This window comes from Baaleninema simplex PCC 7105, assembly GCF_000332355.1.
Lineage (GTDB): Bacteria > Cyanobacteriota > Cyanobacteriia > Cyanobacteriales > Geitlerinemataceae > Baaleninema > Baaleninema simplex.
On sequence record NZ_KB235958.1, the window covers coordinates 1,393,668 to 1,414,187 of the forward strand.

At 52.2% G+C, this 20,520-nt stretch carries 15 protein-coding genes and 2 pseudogenes; 9 read left to right on the top strand and 8 right to left on the bottom strand.

The window, feature by feature from the left end; genetic code table 11:
- The first annotated feature begins 440 nt into the window (after positions 1 to 440).
- The 3 genes from GEI7105_RS0108110 to arsC all read left to right on the top strand — a co-directional run bounded on the left by GEI7105_RS0108110 (position 441) and on the right by arsC (position 3,561).
- Positions 441 to 1,814: an AAA-like domain-containing protein gene (locus GEI7105_RS0108110; RefSeq protein WP_017659975.1), complete on the top strand. Its 1,374-nt coding sequence runs from the start codon at positions 441 to 443 to the stop codon at positions 1,812 to 1,814.
- 156 nt (positions 1,815 to 1,970) lie between these two features.
- Positions 1,971 to 3,131, top strand: a complete 1,161-nt coding sequence (gene arsB / locus GEI7105_RS0108120) for an ACR3 family arsenite efflux transporter (protein ID WP_017659977.1) — start codon at positions 1,971 to 1,973, stop codon at positions 3,129 to 3,131.
- A 19-nt stretch (positions 3,132 to 3,150) separates the two neighbouring features.
- Positions 3,151 to 3,561 (top strand): arsenate reductase, glutathione/glutaredoxin type, encoded by a 411-nt coding sequence (arsC, locus tag GEI7105_RS0108125; protein ID WP_017659978.1) that lies wholly within the window; start codon positions 3,151 to 3,153, stop codon positions 3,559 to 3,561.
- A 68-nt stretch (positions 3,562 to 3,629) separates the two neighbouring features.
- Here arsC and GEI7105_RS0108130 read toward each other — a convergent pair whose 3' ends face one another.
- The gene (locus GEI7105_RS0108130) at positions 3,630 to 3,875 is read right to left on the bottom strand and encodes a hypothetical protein (protein WP_144053719.1); all 246 of its coding nucleotides are present in this window, start codon (positions 3,873 to 3,875) and stop codon (positions 3,630 to 3,632) included.
- Positions 3,876 to 4,303: 428 nt separating this feature from the next.
- On the opposite strand from GEI7105_RS0108130, the gene glmU reads away from it, so the two are divergent.
- The gene (gene glmU, locus GEI7105_RS0108140) at positions 4,304 to 5,656 is read left to right on the top strand and encodes a bifunctional UDP-N-acetylglucosamine diphosphorylase/glucosamine-1-phosphate N-acetyltransferase GlmU (RefSeq protein WP_017659981.1); all 1,353 of its coding nucleotides are present in this window, start codon (positions 4,304 to 4,306) and stop codon (positions 5,654 to 5,656) included.
- Positions 5,657 to 5,761: 105 nt separating this feature from the next.
- Here glmU and rpmF read toward each other — a convergent pair whose 3' ends face one another.
- Positions 5,762 to 5,935, bottom strand: coding sequence for a 50S ribosomal protein L32 (rpmF, locus tag GEI7105_RS0108145; protein WP_017659982.1), 174 nt, complete (start codon positions 5,933 to 5,935; stop codon positions 5,762 to 5,764).
- Between the two features lie 112 nt (positions 5,936 to 6,047).
- Here rpmF and GEI7105_RS34565 point away from each other — a divergent pair.
- Positions 6,048 to 6,449: pseudogene (locus GEI7105_RS34565) on the top strand (helix-turn-helix domain-containing protein); the annotation flags it as partial.
- Positions 6,450 to 6,472: 23 nt separating this feature from the next.
- On the opposite strand, the gene GEI7105_RS0108155 reads toward GEI7105_RS34565, so the two are convergent.
- The gene (locus GEI7105_RS0108155; RefSeq protein WP_026097477.1) at positions 6,473 to 7,738 is read right to left on the bottom strand and encodes an IS701 family transposase; all 1,266 of its coding nucleotides are present in this window, start codon (positions 7,736 to 7,738) and stop codon (positions 6,473 to 6,475) included.
- Between the two features lie 77 nt (positions 7,739 to 7,815).
- On the opposite strand from GEI7105_RS0108155, the pseudogene GEI7105_RS35915 reads away from it, so the two are divergent.
- Positions 7,816 to 8,205, top strand: a pseudogene (locus tag GEI7105_RS35915) (zinc ribbon domain-containing protein); the annotation flags it as partial.
- A gap of 85 nt (positions 8,206 to 8,290) precedes the next feature.
- Here GEI7105_RS35915 and fni read toward each other — a convergent pair.
- Positions 8,291 to 9,349, bottom strand: coding sequence for a type 2 isopentenyl-diphosphate Delta-isomerase (gene fni, locus GEI7105_RS0108160; RefSeq protein ID WP_017659984.1), 1,059 nt, complete (start codon positions 9,347 to 9,349; stop codon positions 8,291 to 8,293).
- A 90-nt stretch (positions 9,350 to 9,439) separates the two neighbouring features.
- Between fni and bchM the strand changes: the two genes are divergently transcribed.
- Positions 9,440 to 10,126, top strand: a complete 687-nt coding sequence (gene bchM, locus GEI7105_RS0108165) for a magnesium protoporphyrin IX methyltransferase (RefSeq protein WP_017659985.1) — start codon at positions 9,440 to 9,442, stop codon at positions 10,124 to 10,126.
- 59 nt (positions 10,127 to 10,185) lie between these two features.
- Here bchM and GEI7105_RS0108170 read toward each other — a convergent pair whose 3' ends face one another.
- Entirely contained in the window at positions 10,186 to 11,052 is an 867-nt protein-coding gene (locus GEI7105_RS0108170) for a helix-turn-helix domain-containing protein (protein WP_017659986.1), read from the bottom strand.
- Positions 11,053 to 11,376: 324 nt separating this feature from the next.
- Between GEI7105_RS0108170 and GEI7105_RS0108175 the strand changes: the two genes are divergently transcribed.
- Positions 11,377 to 12,654 (top strand): RNA-guided endonuclease InsQ/TnpB family protein, encoded by a 1,278-nt coding sequence (locus GEI7105_RS0108175; protein WP_144053720.1) that lies wholly within the window; start codon positions 11,377 to 11,379, stop codon positions 12,652 to 12,654.
- A 186-nt stretch (positions 12,655 to 12,840) separates the two neighbouring features.
- Here GEI7105_RS0108175 and GEI7105_RS0108180 read toward each other — a convergent pair whose 3' ends face one another.
- The 3 genes from GEI7105_RS0108180 to GEI7105_RS0108190 all read right to left on the bottom strand — a co-directional run bounded on the left by GEI7105_RS0108180 (position 12,841) and on the right by GEI7105_RS0108190 (position 18,842).
- On the bottom strand, positions 12,841 to 16,719 hold the full coding sequence (locus GEI7105_RS0108180; RefSeq protein ID WP_017659988.1) for a HEAT repeat domain-containing protein: 3,879 nt from the start codon (positions 16,717 to 16,719) through the stop codon (positions 12,841 to 12,843).
- A gap of 132 nt (positions 16,720 to 16,851) precedes the next feature.
- Positions 16,852 to 17,835 (bottom strand): heme o synthase, encoded by a 984-nt coding sequence (locus GEI7105_RS0108185; protein ID WP_017659989.1) that lies wholly within the window; start codon positions 17,833 to 17,835, stop codon positions 16,852 to 16,854.
- Between the two features lie 83 nt (positions 17,836 to 17,918).
- On the bottom strand, positions 17,919 to 18,842 hold the full coding sequence (locus GEI7105_RS0108190) for a COX15/CtaA family protein (protein WP_017659990.1): 924 nt from the start codon (positions 18,840 to 18,842) through the stop codon (positions 17,919 to 17,921).
- 576 nt (positions 18,843 to 19,418) lie between these two features.
- Here GEI7105_RS0108190 and GEI7105_RS0108195 point away from each other — a divergent pair.
- The gene (locus GEI7105_RS0108195; RefSeq protein ID WP_035492849.1) at positions 19,419 to 20,387 is read left to right on the top strand and encodes a cytochrome c oxidase subunit II; all 969 of its coding nucleotides are present in this window, start codon (positions 19,419 to 19,421) and stop codon (positions 20,385 to 20,387) included.
- Positions 20,388 to 20,520 lie beyond the last annotated feature (133 nt).

Consider the following 20,520-nt stretch of genomic DNA (forward strand, 5'->3'; position numbering starts at 1 on the left):
TTAAGTTGCGATCGCAAACTCGACTTTAGAAATAAAATGCAACTCCCGATCGATCTCAAAAAAGTGAGTCGACGATCGCTCAAGTAGAATTGCCTTCTCGCTTTAATTCAGAAAAACATGACAAACTGTCAGACGATCGTGTGAACTTTGATAGTTAATGTTAGTGTATGTTACAAAACACAAAAAAATGTTGCGATACCACCCCCGACAGAGCCGTTATAGCGAGCGTCCGATTCCCACTAGGAAACCTAAACCAATTCAGGTCGAACCTTAAGTACATCACCAATCGCCATAACTGCCCGATCGATGAGAACACACATCGATCGGAAACACTCGGAGGGGCCGTTCCACTGTTATTTCGTAAAAATACGGAGTATCATTGATATTAGGTTAGAAAGACCAAAAACACCTGTGTATAAATGTGTATATTTTAGTAGTGAATGAATCTCAATCCTCTGCTTAACGCCATCGAACACCAGGTCTTATCTCGATCTCTGACCCCGATCGAGCGGTTCGTTTTTACCCAGTCTTGGGACGGACGCACCTACAACGACATCGCTCGCGTGTCGGGATACGACAGCGTATACGTCAAACAAATCGGCTCGCAGTTGTGGCAAGATCTCTCGGACGGACTCAGTACGAAAGTCACGAAAAAAAATCTGCATATCGTGTTTGGATCGTTCGATTCAGATTCGACATCCTCCTTTAGTGTTGTCACGACATCTCTTGAGGTCGATCGTCTCGTCGTTCCTGTAGAAATGCCCAGCGGGCCGCTCCCAGCGGACTCGCCGTTATACGTCGAACGTCCTCCTATCGAAACGCTCGTCTACGAAGAAATCGAAAAGCCCGGTTGTGCCATTTGTATCCAAGCCCCTCACAAAACTGGGAAAAATTCTCTTCTCAACCAACTGTTCGCGCGGGTTCGCCCCCTGGATTACCACACGGTCTCGATCGACTTCCAAGAAGCCGATACCTCAATTCTCTCGTCGCTCGATCGCCTGTTACGGTGGTTTTGTGCCAACGTCAGCCACCAGCTATCACTCCCAAACCGCCTCAGCGACTATTGGGACGAAGATATGGGCAGCAAAGTCAGTTGCAAACTCTATTTTGAAGGCTATCTGCTCTCGCAACTGGACAAACCGGTGGTTCTCGCCTTTAACGAAGTCCATCACCTCTTCGATCGCCCCGACATCGCTCGCGATTTTCTCTCGATGCTTCGGGTATGGCACGAACAAGCCCGCTTTGTCGAACTCTGGCAAACGTTACGGTTAGTGCTGCTCTACGGGACAGAACAGTCCGTTCGACTCAAAATCGAGCGTTCTCCTTTACCGATCGGACTGTCGGTACGACTCCCTCCGTTCGATCGCGCTCAGGTGCGAGAGTTAGCTCGCCGTTACGGTCTCCCTTGGGCCGAAGGTGACGCCGAAGCCCCCGAACTCGATCGCATCACGACCACCATTGGCGGCCATCCGTACTTAGCGAACCTCACGCTGTACCATCTCTCTCAAGACAATATTTCTCTCGAGACACTCCTGCAAACGGCTCCAACCCAAACAGGCATTTACCGCAACTACCTGCGAGACCGTTTGGCTACGTTACACGACGATCCGATGTTAATGGTAGCGTTGCAAAAAGTCGTCACGGCCGACAACGGCGTCGAACTCGAAGCGCTAACTGCCTACAAACTCGAGAGTTTGGGCGTGATTCGACTCGATGGTAATCGGGCTTTCCCTACTTGTCAGCTCGATCGCCTTTACTTCCGCGAACAATTGGCAAATCTCGACACGAACGCGTCGGTAATGTCACGTTTTTAGGGTGATTAGGAGATGAGGTCGTTTTCCCCCACGACCTCATTTCCTGGTTTGTGGGACTTTATATCGATTTTACTTGATACATCAAAAAAAATTGATATAATCATCTCGAGCGATCGCTCCTCAGTTCGTCCCCAACCTCTCGAGCCTCAGACCGATATGCAAACCGACACCACACCGCCCCCCGTCGGCGGGCAACTCAACCGCTTTGAAAAATACCTAACGCTTTGGGTATTGCTGTGTATCGCGGCCGGAATCGCTCTCGGGCGTACCTTTCCCGGTATTGCCGAAACCCTCGACGCCGCCAGTCTCTACAACGTCTCGATTCCCATCGCAATCTGTCTGTTCTTCATGATGTATCCCATCATGGTAAAGATCGACTTTTCCCAAGCCGTCAAAGCGGCTCGAACGCCCAAACCCGTTTTACTAACTCTCATCGTCAACTGGCTCGTCAAACCCTTTACGATGGTGGCGATCGCCCAATTTTTCCTCGGTTGGCTGTTTCGTCCGTTTCTCGACGGCACTGAGATCGTTCGCGGCGTCGAAGTGTCTTTGAGTAACTCTTACATTGCCGGAACGATTTTACTGGGGATCGCTCCCTGTACGGCGATGGTATTGATGTGGGGCTATCTATCCTACAGCAATCAAGGCCATACCTTAGTGATGGTCGCAGTGAATTCCCTCACCATGCTCCTGCTGTACGCTCCTCTCGGGAAATGGCTGCTGTCGGCGAACAATTTAACGGTTCCCTGGGAAACCATTTTGTTTTCGGTGTTAATTTACGTGGGGTTGCCGTTAGCGGCGGGATTTTTCAGCCGCAGGTGGATTTTGCGACACTTGGGGAGACGGTGGTTTGAAGAGAAATTTTTAAAGGCGATCTCCCCCGTTGCCGTTATCGCTTTGTTGATAACGTTGGTGTTACTGTTTGCCTTCAAAGGCGAACTCATCGTCGAGTATCCCTTCCACATCGTACTGATTGCGATTCCCCTGTTCGTACAAACGAACTTTATCTTTGCGATCGCTTACGTGGCGGGATTGAAACTGAACTTGTCTTACGAAGACGCAGCACCTGCGGCGTTAATCGGAGCCAGCAATCATTTCGAGGTGGCGATCGCGACGGCGGTGATGTTGTTCGGCTTGAATTCCGGGGCAGCCTTAGCCACAGTAGTCGGTGTTCTCATCGAAGTTCCCACCATGTTGATGCTTGTCGAAATTTGCAAGCGAACGGCGTTCTGGTTTCCGCGAGAGCCGAAAAAAGCGACGTTGTGCGATCCCCGTTGTGTCGAGGCATCGCTCGCAATCTCGAACGAAACAACGTAACCCAAGGTAACAAATTACCATGAAAAAGGTCATGTTTGTGTGCAAGCGTAACTCTTGTCGTTCTCAAATGGCAGAAGGGTTTGCTCGCCGGTTGGGACAGGGAAAACTCGAGGCAAGCAGTTCGGGATTAGAGGCGTCTCGGGTAAATCCAACGGCGATCGCCGTCATGTCTGAAATCGGCATCGACATCGGCAATCAAACCTCCAATCCCTTGAGCGATTTCGAGGCAAAACATTACGATGCTGTCGTATCTCTCTGTGGCTGTGGTGTCGATTTACCGCCTGAGTGGGTGACGCGAGAAATCTTTGAAGACTGGCAACTCGACGATCCCGACGGACAGCCGATCGCGACGTTTCAGCGAGTCCGCGACGAAATTCGCGATCGCGTCGAACAGTTGATTTTCCGTTTAGATGGTAAAACTTCCGAGTAAAGAAAATCCCGATCGCTCCAGAGAGTCGATCGGGATTACTCTGACTAGAGGGGTAAAAGTTCGTTTGCCTACGCGCGAACGCTGAAGCCGTTCGGACAACGTTCAGACTGAACGAAATCGGGGGTCGGCACTGCTTTGAGAACGTCTCCATATTTAAACGCTAACGTTCCAAAATCATAAGAAAGTCGTTCGAGTGTAAAGTTACCCCCTTGACGCTCGCTTTCTACAGCTAGGGTTTCCGAAACGAGTAAGGCTAATTCCTGTAAGTTAAACTGCTCTAAAACTTTCTTTTTTTGCTCGCTCAGTTTGACCATTTCCGAACCTCTCAAGCTATTTGTAGTATAACAACTACGATCGAAGCGCACATAAAACACAATAAAAATTAACAGAACTAATTTATACTACATCGAGCGTTAGATCTGTAACGATCGACACTTAAATATTCCTAGAATTTACGGATTACAGATCGGTATTATTACTGATTTCAACGATCCCCGTTGTATTCTTAGCGATCCCCAAGTCGTTATTTACTCAGATTGTCGCAAAAAAGGGCAAGAGAGAACCACACAAACGCGATCGTAAAGAGCCGAAAAAGCGAGAAGATGAAGAGAAAAGAAGAACTCCCCCATTCGGTCGTCATACTCGAGCGAACCCGCTCTTACCGCGAACTGTCGTTGTTCGCGGTGCGAAAAGCGATATACTGCCAGACGGAGATGCATCATCACCTGGCTAAATTCAGATTATGGTAGCGGTAGCAATTCTCGCGGCAGGACGGGGAACCCGAATGAAATCGTCCCTGCCTAAAGTGTTACATCCTCTAGGCGGTCGATCGCTCGTCGAACGGGTTCTCGAGAGCTTGTCGTCGATCGCCCCCGAGCGGATCTTTGTCATCGTCGGCTACGAAGGAGAGCGCGTCAAACAGGCTCTCGATCGCTACTCTAACGTCGAGTTTGTCGAACAAGCCGAACAACTCGGTACCGGTCACGCCGTCCAACAACTGCTTCCGCACCTCGACGGCTTTCGCGGCGATTTGCTCGTTCTCAACGGCGACGTTCCCTTGATGCGTCCGCAAACTCTCGAATCGTTACTCAAAACCCACCGCGATCGCGACAACGCCGCGACGCTCCTTACCGCACAACATCCCAATCCCCAAGGATACGGCCGGGTGTTCTGTCAGGGAAACAACCTGTTCCAACAAATCGTCGAACACCGCGACTGTACCGACGCTCAAAAACAAAACCCTCGCATCAACGCCGGAATCTACTGCTTCGACTGGCCGAAGCTCTCGCAGATTCTCCCCAAACTTCAAACCAACAACGATCAGGGAGAATACTACATCACCGACGCGGTGAACTATCTCGACCCCGTAACGGTGGTAGATGTCGAAGACTATCAAGAAATCCTCGGGATCAACGATCGCAAGCAACTCGCCGCCGCTTACGATATTTTACAAACTCGCCTCAAAGACGCCGCCATGGCCTCGGGCGTGACGCTGATCGATCCCCACAGCGTCACCCTCGACGACACCATCGTCCTCGAACCCGATACCATTATCGAACCTAACACCCACATTCGAGGTCACAGCGTTATCGGAAGTGGAAGTCGCATCGGCCCCGGTAGCCTGATCGAAAATAGTACGATCGGTCGAAACGTTACGGTTCTCTATTCCGTCGTGTCTGACAGCATCGTTGCAGAGGGAAGCCGCGTCGGACCTTACGCGCACCTGCGGGGACGAGCCGACATCGGCGAAGGCTGTCGCATTGGAAATTTCGTCGAAATCAAGCAAACCCAGGTGGGAGCAAAGACCAACATCGCCCACCTGTCTTATCTGGGTAACGCGACTCTCGGCGAACGCGTCAATATTGGAGCCGGAACCATCACCGCCAACTACGACGGATTCAACAAACACCCCACCCACATCGGAAGCCGCACGAAAACCGGGTCGAACAGCGTTCTCGTGGCTCCCGTCAACATCGGTGAAGACACAACGATCGCCGCTGGTTCGGTGATTACAGAGGACGTCCCCGACGACAGCTTAGCGATCGCGCGATCGCGTCAAACCATTAAAGCCAGTTGGAAACCTAAGATGTCGTGATGAGGTAGTTCGTTTGTTTGGAGGGGGGAGCAAGGGAGAGGGGGAGAGGGGAGAGAAACAGTTTCTTCTTTGTCTTCCTCTGACCTCTTCCCTAAATCAAATTCCCTATTCTTCGTCGTCGTCTTCGTCGATGGGATAGACAAAGCCCGTAGACCGTCCCGTGAGAACGGATTTACCCAACGAGAGGGCTTTTTCAGCTTCTAGAGCGGCTCTGCGCTTCCAAACGGCGCGACGTTGATTGCGCTTGGTTTTGGAGGTTTTCTTCTTTGGAACTGCCATAACCGTAACCCGTGCTATTTCAATAAAGTTGCCAAACCTTTCTATCTTAAAGCAGAATCATTATTTTCGATAGGGAACGGGGAACAGAGTAGATTCTGTATAAGTTTCAGAGATCGAGCACATTCTTGATGTGTGCCGCCATGTCTGGAACTTTGCGCTGCGGGAACGCAAAGACTGGCTAAAGTCTCGCAAGTCTCCCGTAAATGCGTGTTCTATCGTGCAGGAATATATTCTGCTTGCGGACGAACCATTCCCCAGTTACCATGTCCAAGCCAAACGGTTGACGGCAGCTAAGGCTGAATACCCGGCATTAAAGACCGTCAACGCTCAGGTTTTGCAGCAGGTTTTGAGGAAGCTAGATGGTGCTTGGGAATCGTGGCGATTAAAGCGTTCGGGATTGCCTCGGTTCAAGAAGCCGAATCGAATGCGGTCGTTCGTTTTTCCCCAGATGCTCAACGCTTCGGCTCCGCTCAGCGTTGAGTCCGAGCGGAGTCGAGGACTCAAAAACTGCATCCCCTAGCGGTACTTAAACAAATTTCAAGCCCAAACCAAGCCAAAACGCGCTTTGTGAGCGGCAAACAGGTCTCGATTCTCGTTCAGCCATGCCACAAAACGAAAAGACATGGCTGTCCGAAAAGCCTCTAAAGCATCTACAAAAGTTTCCAAAGGTTGGTTCGCCCACTTCCTTCGTAAACCGCCCGTCAACTTATGCCAAAGGATAAAAGTGTAGGCACAAAATACCAAAATTAAATGCCGCTGTAAACTCTTCAAACCTCTCGCCTGGCATTCCCTCCAACCCAACCATCCTTTGGCTTCCCGATAGAAGACTTCTACCCAGTTTCGCCCTGAGTAAGTGTTCACGACCCATTCGGCAGTCACTTTTTCGGAGTCTTCATTCGTGATGAAATAATCAATTTCTGTCGCGTCCGCATAAGAACTTGCATTCATGACGATAGCAAAGGTTCTTTCTCCTTGTAGACGTGACAGCTCTGCCGTACCCGTCGCCACCCACAGGGTTTTGGGCTTGTTTGAATTTAGAGAAACTGACGTAAAGTCCTCTTCTGGTAAGCTTTTGGCATATTCATCAAGGCGAATCTTTTGCCAATTTTCTCCCGATTGATTCAGCCAGATTTTCCGATTTTTGGCGACGGCTCCTAGATACTTCAGTCGGCGAGATTCGAGTCCCTTTAAAAAATTTGTGTTGTTACCATAGCCGGCATCCATGAGGACGATTCCCGGTCGATACCCTCTCTTTAAACTCCGGTCAATTAATTCTAAGGCGATTTCGGGTTTCTTTTTGAAAGAGGGATCTTTCTTGCCTGAGGGTAAGGAACTGGCTGGCTGATAGATTTCTACATCCAGAGGCAAATTTTTTTTGCCATCATAGAGATGGGTCGTTACCGCCACGATTCCGTTGTCGAGCTTGCCGATTTCTCCGATGTACTGTCTTCCCACACCTGCGGTGAAGTTGCCGCTTTTTCGATGTCCTGTATCATCGAGCAGCAAGGCAAATCCCCGACCCACTCGGGTTTGATGGCAGGAGTCCACCACCTTTAAACGACGTTCGTTAATACGCTTCTCCTCCCAAGGGGATTCCGTTATAAAATGATGTAAGCGGTTGTAAACCACTCCCACCGAGTCGTTTGCCATCTGAGTTATGTTTTTTCGCTGGCTTTCCCCGAGTAATCCTCCCAAATAGTGTCTAAACCCCTTTTTTTGTGCTTGGGTTTTGAAGTCGGGGTCGAAACGCTTGCACCACTTCTCAAAGCAGGGTGGCATAGCGGCTGGGGTGGTCTCTCTCATGGGGACACTCTCCACCTTAAATCCTTGTCAGTCAAGGGTTTTGCTTTTATTTTACCTTTTTTACCGTTTAAGTCCCGCTAGATGCTGGATTGGGTCAGTTCGTGAATCAGGTTCTCCCCTGGGTATGCTGGAAACGAGATGTGTATTACGAGAAAGTCGATGCCCGTGGCACGTCCCAGGAATGCCCAGATTGTGGCACCCAAGTTCACAAAGATCTCAGCGTGCGAGTCCATCAATCAATGCCCGGAATGTGGGTCAACTAAACCTAGGGATGTTGCCGCAGCACAAGTCATTTGTACCCGTGGGCAACGGGGAATTGAAAATGCCTGTGGAGTCAAAGCGGCGGGGGCTGAGGTCACTCAGTCTAGCTGGCGGGCTGTGAAGCAGGAAATCTTTGGGGCGACCCAAGGAATCTCCCAGCATACCCATTAGGGTTGCTGGGAGAGGATATCAACTTTTTAATTTAATCCGTCCTCTCCATCGATGCGAAGCGCCAACGTTAAAAAAGATGCGAAAATCCCTTGCTCTTCGCAAAAATCGCGCGAAACTTCCTTAAAAATCCACTTTTACTAACGCGTCTGACTTTTGCAGGGCGGCGATCGAACCGTTTCCGGTACAAAACAAGACGGTGGCGAGTTCGCTTTGTAGGAGTTCGGCCAGTTCGTAAAGGGTTTCGGTCGAATCCGAGGCCGCTTTGAGAAACGGCGTCGCCATTCCGGCCAGATCGGCTCCCAAGGCGAGGGATTTGGCCGCGTCGAGACCGTTACGCACCCCCCCCGAGGCGATGAGGGGAATTTCAGAATCGAGCGATCGCACCCCCACGATACACTCGGCCGTGGGAATGCCCCAATCGGCGAAAAGCGTTCCCAAACGACGTTGTTTTAGGTCTTTAGCTCGCTTCGCTTCGACTTTCGCCCAAGAAGTCCCTCCAGCTCCCGCTACATCGATCGCACTAACCCCTGCCTCGATGAGCTTTTTCGCCATCGCCGCAGAAATGCCGTTTCCCACTTCCTTGGCAACGACCGGGACAGAAAGCTTATTGCATAAAACGGCAATTTTGTCAAGTAGTCCATGAAAATTCGTATCGCCGTGAGTTTGAACGCACTCTTGAAGGGGATTGAGATGAAGGATGAGGGCGTCGGCTTCGATGGATTCGATCGCCCGCCGACATTCTTCGAGTCCGTAGTCGTAGTTGAGCTGTACCGCCCCGATATTGGCCAGCAGCAGGATGTCCGGTGCGATCGCTCGCACCGCAAACGTATCGGTCACCTCTGGATTTTCCACCGCCACCCGCTGAGAACCGACTCCCATCGCGAGGCGATAGTGTTGGGCGACTTCAGCGAGGCGGTAGTTAATGGTTTTGGCCGTTTCCGTTCCCCCCGTCATCGAGGAAATCAGTAACGGCGCACCGAGGGATTTTCCAAGAAAAGCGGTACTGAGATCGATGTCGTCGAAATTCAGTTCTGGGAGACAGCAGTGAGTGAAACGATAGCGTTCCAAACCGTTAGTGGTTTCGCGAAAGCAAACGTCTTCCTCTAAGCAAATCCGCAAGTGATCGGCTTTTCGGGCTTGGGTTTGCGAGGTGAAAGCAGTCGAGGCGTTAGCAACCATTTCCCAGGGCGATCGACGACAAAAGACTTGAGAATTAGGATACCGTATTAATTTGGAACTTCAGAAACGACTTTCAGACGCGGGTAGCTCATGAACACCATCGACGACAAAACGATTGTTAAAGAATATTTCAACTCTACGGGATTCGATCGCTGGCGGCGAATTTATGGTAATGGCGAGGTGAACAACGTTCAACTCGATATTCGTCAAGGCCACCAGCAAACCATCGACAAGGTGTTAAGCTGGCTCGACGACGATGGAAACCTCTCAACGCTAACGGTTTGCGATGCGGGGTGTGGTGTGGGAAGTTTGAGCGTTCCCCTCGCCAAATCGGGGGCGACGGTGTACGGAAGCGACCTGTCCGAGAAAATGGTCGAAGAAGCCAAAGATCGGGCGGCCGCCGAACTCGAAGATACGAGTCGCTTGACCCTCGAAGCCCGCGATCTCGAAAGCCTGACGGGAAGCTATCACACCGTCATTTGTTTGGACGTTTTGATTCACTACCCAGACGACAAAATGGACGAGATGATCTCGCATCTCTGCTCGCTGGCCGAGTCGCGGGTTATTTTGAGTTTCGCCCCCAAAACCTGCTTGTTGACGGTTCTCAAAAAAATCGGCGAACTGTTTCCAGGCCCGAGTAAGACGACGCGAGCGTACCAACATCGAGAAAAAGAGATCGTGGCGATTTTCGAGAAAAACGGCTTTACGATCGCCCGTACCGACATGACCAGCACCCGCTTTTACTACTCCCGCCTCGTGGAAGCCGTAAAGCAGTGATGAGGGGATGAGGGGATGATGAGGTGATAATTGACAATTTCTCCCCCTCTCCCTCTCAACTAATCCCGTCGTCGGTGCATTTCCTCGGGCGGCGAAATTTCCCAAGATTGCGTACCGGGGCGATCGTTGAGATTGACGGACGGAACAGACGTCGGTTCTTGGGTCGTCAAGGGAGCCGGAGATCGCTCTTCAGGTTCGTCGTTCGGTGAAAGGTGAGACATCCACAGCGAAACCCCCACAGTCGCCACGAGGGGCGTTCCGTAAGCCACGTAACGCAGCCAGTCGGGATGGGGACGTAAGGCTTTGGGTTTCGGCGGGGGTGGAAGTTTGACTTGGGGGGGACGGGACACCGGGACGGGTTTCGGCGGTGGAGGAGGAACGGGTTTCGAGTTCGAGGGCGGAATTCCCGTGGCGATGCGGTGTCCGTCTAAGCCGAGGGCGTTTCCCCACAGACGAATCGTTCCGTAGAGATAACTGGGACTTTGAGGGAAATGGTAGACGTGTCCCGATTCCAAGGCGTGGAGGTGGGGGAGGGGAATGTGAGTGAGGTGGTGGATTTGAGCGAGGGAAAAACCCTGTTTTTGGCGTTGGCTGCGATAGTAGCGTCCGACGCGGTACAGGTAAATCGCTCGTGGCGGCGGTGAGGTTTTGGAAGGTTGCGATCGCGCGGAGTTGGGTTGCTGAGACACTCGTTTGAGGGCAAGAAGAATGGCTTCGCGACTGACAGCGTGTACCATCATCTGGGCGGCGTAGGCGGACTCGCCGAACATTTCCTTCAAGCTGTCGAGGGCTTGTTGGTACGCACGAGAGCGAAGCAGTTCGGCTTCGACGCGTTCGAGGAGATACTCGAAGGATTCGGGCGTTACAGGAGGATCTGGGGCGCGATCGTCCGGGTATCTTGCGTCGGGTGGAGCGTTACCTGTCATGTCGCTGTTGGGGTCGATCGATCGGACTGTTCGATCGTTCGCGTTTTGCCGCCCGCCGTCCGGAGATTCGCCAATTTTCAGCTTAACCGCTAGGAGCCCCGCACTGTACCCGAAGGGTCAGTGTCGGGAGGAATAGCGGGGGCGTCGATGGGGTTCAATGCTCCATTGACGCCCAGACTTCTAATGTATTGGCGCAAAACGTCGGTTTGATTGCGCTCCGTGAGTTCGCAATATAGGTCTAAATGCTGCTTTTCAACATCCGAGATTCTAAGGCTTATTTGTTTCATGGGTAGCAATCACATTTATATATGCTACAATCATGGCATGAAACTAGCCTACCAGTACAAGCTATTGCCGACCTACGAGCAACGATGCCGCATGGATAAATGGCTCGATATGTTGCGCTGTCAGTACAACTACCTGCTGGCAGATCGCTTTGACTGGTGGGAGATGAATCGGTGTCCTGTTAATGCCTGTCCTTTGGTGTGCAGTATCGCTGAACCCAGAGAACAGCCCGAATACTATGGGCAAAAACGCTCCCTGGTCTCACTTAAGCAGGAGCGGGAATGGTACGCCGATATTCAGGCTGATGTCTTGCAGGAAATGGTGAAGCGGGTAGACCTCGCATTGGCTCGGTTCATCAAAGGTGACAAGAACGGCAAACGTAGCGGTAAGCCTAGATTTAAGGGGAAGAATCGCTATCGTACCTTTGCTTATCAGCGAGTCAAACCCGACTGCATCCAGGGCAATAAAGTCACGCTGCCCAAGCTGGGTGAGGTCAAGTTTATTCAACATCGCCTTGTGCCAGATGGGTTCACGATTAAGCGAGCTCTGGTAACAAAGAAGGCCGATGGCTGGTATGTCACGTTAACCCTTGAAGACAAGAGCGTTCCTGACTTGCCAGTTATCGAGATACAGCCCACCGAAACCAATAGCATTGGTGTCGATGCTGGGCTGGAATACTTTGTTGCCTGCTCCGATGGCACCACGAAGCAGCCACCCAAGTTTTATCGACAAGCCGAAGACAAGTTGGCTAAGCTCCAGTCCAAGCGAGATGCGAGGGCTAAGGGTTCAAAGCCACGCCGCCAGCTCAATGAGCGCATTGCCAAACTACATCAACGTATTGCAAGACAGCGCAAGCAGTGGCATTTTGAAACCGCTCAAGAGCTAATCGACAAGGCGGAAGTCATCTTTGTCGAGGCTCTGAAAGTTTCCAATATGTTCCGACGCAATAAGCCAAAGCAGGGAGAAGACGGAGCGTTTCTCCCTAACGGTCAATCGGCTAAGTCGGGGCTAAATAAAAGTTTTGCTGATGCCGGGATAGCTGGGTTCCTAAACGAAATCTTGCCTTATAAAGCCGCGAAAGCTAATAAGCAAGTCGTGAAGGTTAACCCTGCTGGTACATCCCAGCATTGTGCAATTTGCCTGAACCGAGTTCCCAAGGAGTTGTCTGACCGCTGGCATGAATGCCCGCATTGCGGTGCGTCTATGCCACGGGACGTTAATTCTGGGTTACTCATCAAAAAAGTGGGGTTGGGCGTTCGCCTCACTATAAAACGCGAATCCCGTAACGGGAGGAGAAGCCCGCGCCGTACCGCTTAGCGGTCGGCGTCGGGAGTACGTCACTAATTTCACGCAATCTGGCGGTTAAGGTGGTGGAACACCACGGCGGCCGGATTTGGGTCGAAAGTCAGGTGGGAGAAGTTTGAAAAAATATTATAATTTCAACAAAAATGTCAGAAGTTAGACAAAAAACACGGTATCGAACTCGGAATTCTGGGTTTCGAGTTAGGCTGATTTTGTGTCGAGTTCGCTGAGTTTTTCTTGCGCCCAGTTTTGGAGTTTTTCGTCGGGATCGTTTTGGGCGCGATCGCGCAGTAAGATAACGGTTTCTAAGAGTTTGTTAGGAAAGCGATCGAGCAAGAGTTCGAGAGCCGTTTGGCGAGGGTTAGTGTGTGTGTCATATTCGCGAACAAACGGATCGTGACGCGCCACGTCACACAGTAAATCGAAGGTTTGGGGGGTTGGTGCTTGTGTGTAGGCGATCGCTTTCAGTGCAGTCGATCGCACGTCGGAGTGTTCGTCTCGTCGCACCCGCTCGAGCAGCAGAGACCGGGTTTCCTCGTCCTCGAAGTGTGCGGCTAGGGCAGAAACGGCAGCCCGGCGCACGTCGGAGTGTTCGTCTTGTCGCACCCACTCCAGCAGCAGAGACCGGGTTTCCTCGTCCTCGAAGTGTGCGGCTAGGGCAGAAACGGCAGCCCGGCGCACGTCGGAGTGTTCGTCTTGTCGCACCCGCTCCACCAGCAGAGACCGGGTTTCCTCGTCCTTGAAGTGTTCGCCCAGGGCATAAACGGCAGCCCGGCGCACCTCGAAGTCTTCGTCTCGTCGCACCCACTCCACCAGCAGAGACCGGGTTTCCTCGTTCTTGAAGTGTTCGCCCAGGGCAGAAACGGCAGCCCCGCGCACGTCGGAGTGTTCGTCTTGTCGCACCCACTCCAGCAGCAGAGACCGGGTTTCCTCGTTCTTGAAGTGTTCGCCCAGGGCAGAAACGGCAGCCATGCGCACGTCGGAGTGTTCGTCTTGTCGCACCCACTCCAGCAGCAGAGACCGGGTTTCCTCGTTCTTGAAGTGTTCGGCCAGGGCAGAAACGGCAGCCATGCGCACGAAGAAGTGTTCGTCTTGTCGCACCCGCTCGAGCAGCAGAGACCGGGTTTCCTCGTTCTTGAAGTGTTCGCCCAGGGCATAAACGGCAGCCCGGCGCACCTCGGAGTGTTCGTCTTGTCGCACCCGCTCGAGCAGCAGAGACCGGGTTTCCTCGTTCTTGAAGTGTTCGCCCAGGGCAGAAACGGCAGCCCGGCGCACCTCGAAGTCTTCGTCTTGTCGCACCCGCTCGAGCAGCAGAGACCGGGTTTCCTCGTTCTTGAAGTGTTCGCCCAGGGCAGAAACGGCAGCCCGGCGCACCTCGAAGTCTTCGTCTTGTCGCACCCGCTCGAGCAGCAGAGACCGGGTTTCCTCGTTCTTGAAGTGTTCGCCCAGGGCAGAAACGGCAGCCCCGCGCACGTCGGAGTGTTCGTCTTGTCGCACCCACTCCAGCAGCAGAGACCGGGTTTCCTCGTTCTTGAAGTGTTCGGCAATTTCTTTTACCGCAGTTGCTCGAACGTATTCATTTTTATCTTCAGTTGCACGATGTCGCAACCATGTTAAACAGTCAAAGTCACTATTGTTTTGCTTCCAGTTTTGTGCGATCGCCTGTACTGCCGATTCAGGAATATATGAAGATCGATCGTAATCTAAACAACCTTGCAGCCAAGTCAAAGTTCCTCGTGAGCCTATGAATGATAACTCAGTCACAGTGTTAATGACTCGTTGCGAGAGATCGGAATTGAGTCCAGGTGTTTTTGCAAACTCTTTCAAACGACAATCGATCTCGGTGGCTTGGTCTTTAACATCCGATCGATCTCGCAATTCACCCAAACAATCTGCCGCTAGAAATAATGCTGTAGCCGGATCGTTCTCCTCTTTGTCGTCAGCAGTTTCCTGTTCTAGCAGAGCTTTAATGGCCTGTCCCGCAAAGCCAACTGGAATCGAACTCACCAATAGCCGCAACACTTCGTGCCAATCCTTCTCTTGCCAGTGTGTTCTATAGAGTCCGATTAACTCCTTTACCCCGATCGCGTTTTTGGCATTGGGTGCATCGCGCCGCTCGAAACGAGCAGCAAGCTCCTGGGCGCAGAAATATTCCAAAAATGTGCGATGAACGAAGGCATAATAGTCATTGCCCAGAAAGCAAAGAATGAAATTACGTCCGCGCAACTGCTCGATGAGCTTCCGAGCCAGCGCGAGCGAATCTGCGTTGAACTGTCGAGTTGCCAGCTCCTCTGACAAAATAGTTTCCAGGGTCTTTACGTCGATCGCATTGCCCGAAAGTTTGTCGCCGTTGGTCTGCATAGAAAACGCCAACCGCTGCAAGATCTGGGCTTTATCTCGGTAGTCCAACTGCGCTAGAATTCGCCCTTCCTGGGGAAACTTTTTCACCTCCTCATCCCACTGATACAGCAATAACCGCGCCGCATCGCCGTAAAGTTCCGATCGATCGCGCGGTAGCTCCTGATAGCGGTTCAAAATTGCCATTAGCGTTAATAGCAACGGATTTCGCGCCAGCAATCGAATCGGCGTTGAGACTGCGATCGATCGCGCCAACCGCTCCTGTTTCTCCTCTCGTTCTGGCTCGTCGTCTAAGTAAACCTGCTCGTGCCACTTTTGCGAAAACTCCTCGATCTGCTCGTCTTCAAAATCTTGCAGCATGACGTGCTGAAACTCGGCGTTCCGCAGGATGCGATCGTCATAACCGATCGGTCGGGATGTCACCACTACCTGTACGTCGCGATGGTCGTTGGTGAAGCGATGAATGGCTGTTGTAATCGTCTCGCGATGGGTTTCATGGAAAATCTCGTCGAGTCCGTCAAACATGACGATCGCCTGACCCCGATCGAGCCATTCTTTCAGTGTGTGCTGGTTGAGATGGCAAACCGCACTACTCCCCCGATGAAGAAACTCCAGAAAACTGCACTGAGTTTCCCGCCACTCGGCGAAATAGCGTCGTAACTCGATGACGATCGGGAGCGGTTCCAACACCAACTTATTTGGGTCGGTATCTTTCAAATGCGCCCACCGCAACGCCAACCACTGCAACAAGCTGGATTTCCCCGATCCCGGATCGCCCAAAACTACGAGATATTTCGCATATTGAGCGTTTCCCGGTTCCAGAAATGCCTGGACGGGGTTGGCGCTTCGATCGAGATAGGTTTGTTTGAGAACTTCCGCGCGATCGGGGTCAAAGTCTTCCGCAATACCGCCCCTTTGCCGCAAAATCTCCAAATCCCGCTTCTGCCAGTCATAATGAGGCAGGTAGCCCCCGCACTCTCGCGCCATTTGCGGCACGAACACCCGAAACAGCTTCACGGGGCGATCGTGGAGATTCGCACTTTTAGCCAAACTCTGAATTCGCAACGTGCCGTAGGTTTCCTGTAAGCTTTCGGCGTATTTCCGCAAATCGAAATCTGCCTGAATCCCCTGTGCAGCGGCAATCTGTTCGGTCAGTTCGACGGTATACACCGCGCGTAACTGCTCGTCTGTTTTGATGAGATTACAGACGGCTTCAAAATACGCCTGACTCACTCGTCCCCAATCGAACTCCGGGGGGAGAAACGGAAACGGTTTCCCGTAAACTAAACTGGGGTAGTTTTCCTTGAAAGTTGTAGGAAAGAGTCGCTCCCCTCGCGGGAACCACTGAGGTACAAGTTGGCGATAGTATCCCGTTTTCCAGCAGCGAGCGAGTACCCGCGCGTCGATGCTGTGACAGCTTGCTTTCAAGGCTTCTGTTAAGGTTGCCTGTACCTCCTCTTCCAGCAGAAACGCCATCACCGGTTTCCGAAATGGCTTAGCCCGAGCGCGATTGAGTCCGGCAGTGTGGAGTTCCGTTCCAAAGGCGATCGCGAACTCCTTCAACGCCTTCCGAACGATATCCCCTGCCAGCTTCTTGTCTACCGATTTCACCCCGTCCGCGATCGCGTTCGTGACGAACTTCTGAACGTAACCCTCGAGGGCTTTCTGAGCGATATTTGTGACGAGGTAGCTGACGAACAAGCTGGAGACAGGATCGGGCATGGCAGAAAGAGCGATCGCACAAACAACCGCCTCGATTTTAACCTTTGCCTCTCCAAACAGGACACCCCTAAAAAACAGCGAGAGAAGCCATCTCTCGCCGTTGTCCAAAACCAAAATTCCAAGTTGCGGGTTCTAAAAGCTAACCGAAAACGCGCCGAGTAACGTTTGCAAATTCTCCGCCACCGTATAGTTAATGTGATGCGCCCAAGGCAAACTATCGATAACCATGCCCAAACACAACAGCATCATATAGAGAATCGAATACTTAAAGAGCGATCGCGCCACATCGCGATTTTCAGGATCGCCCAAAAGCTGACGGGCTTTCTTCACAAACGGAATCCCTAACAGTACCGCAACCGCCGCATAAACTGCACCGCAAACGCCGAGAGGATACACCAACACCGCCGTCGAAGCCAACATCAACCAGGTATACAGCCAAATTTGCTTCGCCGTCACCTCGTTTCCTTCCACCACCGGTAACATGGGAACCCCGACTTCGGAATATTCATCACGAATGTAAATCGCCAACGCCCAAAAATGCGGCGGCGTCCACAAAAACACGATGAGAAACAACATCCACGCCGCCCAACTGAGATCCCCCGTTACCGCAGCCCAACCCACCAGCGGCGGAATCGCACCCGCCGCACCGCCAATGACGATGTTCTGAACCGTGTGGCGTTTTAGCCAGTGGGTGTAAACCAACACGTAGAAGACAATTCCCGACTGGGCGAGGAACGCCGCCGTTAGATTAGCCACCGTCGCCAGAATGACAAACGAGAGCGTGGCTAAAGTTCCGGCGAAAATCAGGGCGTGACTCGGACGCACGCGCCCGGAGGGTAACGGCCGCAGACTCGTCCGTTCCATGATGCGATCGATATCGCGATCGTATAGACAGTTAATGGTGTTGGCGGCGGCGGCGGCGAGCCATCCTCCGATTAACGTCGCGCACAACAGCAGCGGATCGACTTGACCCTTGGCCGCGAGGAACGTTCCCGCAGCAGTGGTGACGAGGAGTAAAACGATAATGCGCGGTTTGGTGAGTTGGTAGTAGCTATAGAAAACTTGGAATAAATTGCTGTGATGCCGTTCTGTCGTTGAAGTGATGAGATTCTGCATGAATGGGGAAGCAATTGAGAATTGACAATTGAGACTTGATAACGGAGAAGGCGAGGCAGATTCTGGTGTTTTGTGAATTGTCGTTAAATCTTTACAACTCGGGCGTCTCGAAAGGCGAGGACGGTAAACGCCACGAGGGAACCTAACAGCAATGCGCCGATAGCTTGGTGCGATACGGTGAGGGGTTCGACTTGCAGTCGCAGATAGAACGTTGCCACCCCCAAACCGATTTGTAGGAACACGAGTCCGCCAGAGAGTTTTGCCAGGATTCGCAGGGGTTGACTTAAGGCTGGCGTTCGTAACGCCCATACCACCAGGGCGAGAACGGTGACAGTTGGCGGAACGACGCCGATAATGTGACTGTTCATCACCGCACAGAGATTTTTGTAACTCAGGCATTGGTGTAACACCCACTGAGACGCTACGAGTGCGCCGATGAGACTTTGTAGGTACACCAGAATCGCCCCAGTTAGCGAGACCCAGCGCAGGGATTTTGCGGTTCCCGTACCTCGGTAGGGCAGTAAGGCGACGCCCATCGAAACAACGGTGATGAAGAAGAGGAGGGCGGTTCCTAAGTGCGCGGTTACGATGTCGAATCGCAACAGTTCGGTGACGGTGAGACCGCCGAGAATGCCTTGAAATACGATGAGTCCGAGGGTGACGAGGGACATCCAGGGCAGCCAGTTTGGAAGTTCTCGCCGCCACCACCAGCTTTGTCCGACGAGAACGATCGCCATTAAGCCAATCAGCGAGGCGTCTAGCCGGTGGAACCATTCGAGGAAGACTTGCAGGTTCATTTGCGCTGTGGGAACGAGCTGTCCGTAGCACAGCGGCCAGTCGGGACAGGCTAAACCGGCGTTGGCGACGCGGGTGGCACTGCCGATCGCCATCAGGACGACGGTAGCGATCGCGATTTTCCAGATGAGACGGCGCACGCGGACGATCGCTTGCGAGGGATTATCGGCAGTCTGGGGAGTTGGAGATGAGTTCAGGATGGAATGTGCCATCAATGTTTCGATTCGATCGCGTCAGGGTATTCAAGCAGTCGTTTCGGAAAAGCTAAGAAATCGAACGGGCGATCGGATCTCGAGAGATCTCGATCTCGAGACGCCTTATTTTTAGCGAACTTGTATTAGTTTTACCTTAAAACCCCTCTTTCGATCGTCAGGGGGAGTTTTAGAAATGTTTTAGATTGACCTCATTTTCTAAGACGCTCGAGCGATCGCGATCGAAAAATTAAAAAATAATAAAAAATAGAGTCCGATATTTAAACCTTCCAAAGCTTGCCTTTTTGTCTGGACGGCTCGAAATCCCCTCATCCAAACCACTCGCCTTAAGTAATCGTGCTTACCTTCTAAAAATTCTTGCATCGTCAATTATCGATATATAGTGTTATAAATCTAACAATTTCCGAAAAAAACCTAAAGATTTATCAATTTGACGACACCATTTAGAAAGCTGTTTTACCGTGTTACATAGTGGCGAACAGCTCGACGCCACCCAACCAGCGAGTTACCGTCGCGGACGCGAAACTTCGTCCGTCTCGGCTCGACCTGGAGTACCACAAGAGGAAACGATACTACGTGAAACTGCCGACTTCCATTAACACGCTCATCGCTGGCATCCTCATCACCCTGATCAGTCTGTGGTACGGACAGAATCACGGCTGGATGCCATTAGCCGCCTCTGAGGAAGCCCCCTTAGTCGATGGATTGTTCAACACCATGATGACCATCGCCACGGGGCTGTTTCTCCTCATTCAAGGGGCGATCGTCATTTCCATTATTAGATTTCGCCAAAAACCGGGAGACAACACCGACGGACCGGCCATCGAAGGTAATATCGGCTTAGAAATCGTCTGGACGGCGATTCCAGTAGTCATCGTCCTGGTGTTGTCGGTCTACAGCTTCGAGGTCTACAACGAAATGGGAGGACTCGATCCCGCCGCCTCGAGAGACCCCGGCCCTCAGAAAACCGCCGTCGCGCCGGGTTCGGCTATGGCGGCGACACTTCCAGAGGGGGACGGCGAACAGTTAGCCCTCGGAGTCGGGGCGTCTCCGGCGACCCAAGGCCGCAACGCCGAACTGGCCGTCGATGTCCTCGGACTCCAATACGCCTGGATTTTCACCTACCCCGACAGCGGCGTCGTCTCTGGAGAACTCCACGTTCCCGCCGGACGAGAAGTCCAACTCAACATTGCCGCCCAAGATGTGATTCATGCCTTTTGGGTGCCTCAGTTTCGCTTGAAACAAGACGCCATTCCCGGCCGCCAAACCGAACTGCGCTTTAAGCCGGAAGTAGCGGGAACCTATCCCCTGATTTGCGCCGAACTGTGCGGGGCGTATCACGGTGCGATGCGATCGCAAGTCGTCGTTCACCCCCCAGAAGAGTTCGAGGCATGGTTGCAGTCGCAAATCGCCCAACAAGCCGAAGAGACGCCGACGGTGGCCGCCGCGTTACCGTCAGAGAGCGATCGCCTTCAAGCCCGTACTGCCGATTGGAACGTCACCTCAGACACCCTCGCCTCTCTTCACGCCCATCATAGTTTTTAGACAGTTTTTAGAGAATTTGTCGAGAACCCGTCGAGAACGAATTGGGGCAAATCATTAACCGATAACTATAAGTTGGGTTTCGTTCCTTAGCCCAACCTACCCTCAAAAACTACGCGAAACTTCACGACTTCAC